The sequence below is a fragment of the Mycobacterium sp. TH-M15 genome (genome assembly GCF_057473705.1).
In genome coordinates, this window is sequence record NZ_JBYCLB010000191.1 from 1 (window position 1) to 1,872 (window position 1,872).

Below are 1,872 nucleotides of genomic sequence, written 5' to 3' on the forward strand. Positions count from 1 at the left end.
AGCAGGCTGAAAGGTCAGGTCGGTGACCTGCCCGCGGCAACGCCGCGGCCCAGACAAAGACCTACACGCCCAGGTCACCGAACCCACTGAAACGTCAGTAGATCCACAATGGTCCCTCCAGCAGCCCGCGGATCGCCGCCGCCACCTCGACCGGCCGGGCCTGGGCCACCATGTGGTCGCAGTCCACGTCGACCAGCCGGAACGCCGTGCCCAGCCGCGCGGCCAGCGTGTCGACCAGACCGTCGCCGACATACGGCGGCGAGGTGCGGGTCGCCCGCAGCAGCGTCGTCGGAATCCCCGGCGGCGGCAGCGCCGGCTCGCGGGCCAGCTCACTCCAGTAGCAGATCATCGCCGACAGGCTGATCCGCCAGCCGAAGCGCCCGTTCGGCAGCTGGACGAGGTGTTCGTCGAGGTCTTCATCGAGCACCGCCGGGTTCACGTCGGCCCAGGAGCCGCCGGCCTTGTCGGCCCGGGCCTCGGCGCGGTCGGGGTAGTCCGGCGAGGCCAGCATCTCCCCGGCGATCTGCGCCATCCACGTCCCGTCCAGGCCGACCGCCGGGTCCAGCAGCACCAGCCCGGCGACCAGGTCCGGTCGGGCCGCGGCGAATGCCAGCGCGATGGCCCCGCCGAATGAATGGCCGACCACCGTAACCGGGCCGCTACCGGAGTGCTCGATTAGCGTGGCCAGCGCCGCCACGTTGGCGTCGATCGTCCACGGCGCGGCCCACGGCGACCGGCCGTGACCGAGCAGATCGGGCGCGGCCACCGCCAGCTCCGGCAGCTGGTCGTCGGCGAGCCGCTGCCAGCGCCGGCCGTGCCCGGTCAGTCCGTGGACGGCGAGCAGCTGCACCGGCCCGGCCGGGCCGTAGCGGTGCACGTGCAGGTCTTCGCGGCTCATGGCTCCGATGGTGCCAGCCGGGCGCCGGGCGGGAATCGGCGGCATCCTGGACGTGTGCACCGAGATCGGGACCAATCGAGCGATCCGTACGCGGTGCTCGGTGTGTCGCCCACCGCGACGGCCGCCGAGATCACCCGGGCGTACCGGCAAGCGCTGCGCACCCATCACCCGGACCTGCGCGACGGCCCGTCCGGCTCGGCGTCCGACGAGCGGCTGCACGCGGTGCTGGCCGCCTATGCGCTGCTGCGTGACCCGGCCCGGCGCGCGGCCTACGACCGCGTCGCGGGTGCTCGTCCCGGGCGTTCCGGCCCGACCCGAGTTCGAGTCACCCGGGTCGGCGTCGACGACCGTTACCCTCCGCTGCGGGCGGGCCCGGTGCGTTGGCACCGGCGCGGCTGACGGCTGGCGGCTGGCGGGCTCACCCGGCGTCTGGCGGGTTGATCAGCGGGGCGCTAATGCGCTGGCGGAGACCGGGGGTCGTAGCCTCACCGTCGTGCTGCCGTGGGAGATCGTGCGGCGTCGTCCGAACCCCATTTGGTGAGCCGGCCGGTCATTGTGGGCAGGACAGCGTCCCGGCGGCCCGATGGTCCTCGGCCAGCTCGGCGGTTCGAGCGATGATCACCGCTGTGGTCGACAGTCATGGTTCACCAGCATTGCCTACCACGACCGGATTCCGGCAGGGGCTAATTCGTGTTGGGGTCAACCGATCTGGCCGCCGATCGTCACTGTGGATGACGATTACGGATTCGGCCGTCACCATGCACACGATCCGGCGGCTACAGTGCAGCGCTCACCAGGGATCCCGACATTCATCTGCACGCCGATGATGCAGACGAACACCGCCCCCTGCAGTGGTCCGTCGGCACCCTCGGTGACGATTAAAGATGTTTCGGTAATAGGGTGAGTCGCTCCGCAGGATTTACGTTGCGGTGTAGGACAATTGGTGTGTGGTGAAATCGACCGGCAAGCGGCGA

General features: G+C 70.7%; 2 protein-coding genes. One reads left to right on the forward strand and one right to left on the reverse strand.

All coding sequences use genetic code 11. The annotated features are described in order from the left end of the window. Nucleotides 1-94 precede the first annotated feature (94 nt). Complete coding sequence (locus tag AC2VNT_RS04545) at nucleotides 95-898, reverse strand: alpha/beta fold hydrolase (protein WP_486945718.1); 804 nt, start codon at nucleotides 896-898, stop codon at nucleotides 95-97. Between the two features lie 54 nt (nucleotides 899-952). Here AC2VNT_RS04545 and AC2VNT_RS04550 point away from each other — a divergent pair, with 54 nt between their 5' ends. After that, on the forward strand, nucleotides 953-1,297 hold the full coding sequence (locus AC2VNT_RS04550; protein WP_486945719.1) for a J domain-containing protein: 345 nt from the start codon (nucleotides 953-955) through the stop codon (nucleotides 1,295-1,297). The last annotated feature ends 575 nt before the right edge of the window (nucleotides 1,298-1,872 follow it).